Source organism: Halospina sp. K52047b, assembly GCF_008709855.1.
In the GTDB taxonomy this organism is placed as follows: domain Bacteria; phylum Pseudomonadota; class Gammaproteobacteria; order Pseudomonadales; family Oleiphilaceae; genus Halospina; species Halospina utahensis_B.
Genome location: NZ_VYJH01000033.1, coordinates 1 through 822, shown reverse-complemented (window position 1 = coordinate 822; position 822 = coordinate 1). Strand labels below are relative to the sequence as shown.

1 protein-coding gene is annotated in these 822 nt (G+C 60.0%); it reads left to right on the top strand.

Annotation, left to right across the window (positions count from 1 at the left end):
- A partial coding sequence (locus F3089_RS15755; RefSeq protein WP_151441731.1) for an IS1380 family transposase occupies positions 1–822 on the top strand: 822 nt, incomplete at both ends.

The following is an 822-nucleotide window of genomic DNA, read 5'->3' as shown; positions in this document are numbered from 1 at the left end:
TCCGACGCCGGATTGTTGTTGCTTCGCGAAGTCGATAAACGCCACGGCCTGACCAGCCAGCTCGCTGGCGCACTGAACGATTCACGCATGAGCTCGAAGGTTCGCCATTCACTGTCCTCGATGGTGGCCCAGCGCGTGTATGGTCTGGCAGCCGGCTACGAGGACTTCAACGATCACCAGCAACTGCGCTTTGACCAGATCCTGCAAAGCGCCATCGGCCGGGATCAGGCCCTGGCCGGCAAGTCCACGCTAAGCCGGATGGAACGTGGCGTGGATCGCCAGGCGGTTGTCGAGGCTCACCGGGTACTGTGGCAGCAGTTCATTGACCAGCATGAGGCGCCACCGAAAGAGCTGGTTCTGGATTTCGATGGTACCGATATTCCTTTGCACGGTGAGCAGCCAGCCAAGCACTTTCACCGGTACTACGATCATCACTGCTACCTGCCGCTGTACGTGTTCTGCGGGCGCCACTTGCTGGTCAGCTACCTGCGCCCGAGCTATTACAGCGATGCTCGCCACAGTTGGGCGATCCTGGCGCTGCTGGTGCGCTTTATCCGCCAGCACTGGCCGGATACCCGGATCGTGTTCCGGGGCGATGCTGGTTTCTATCGTCCCAGGCTGCTCGAATGGTGTGACCGTAATGGTGTCGACTACCTGGTCGGGTTCAGCAAAAACAGCAAACTGCTGGATGACGTCCAAATCCCGATGGCGCGGGTGCGCCACTATTACCGGCAAGCCGGGGAGAAAATGAGTGGCGTTTACCGCTTCCAGTATCGGGCTCGAAGCTGGAAGCGTTCGCGCTGGATCGTCTCCCGGCTGGAA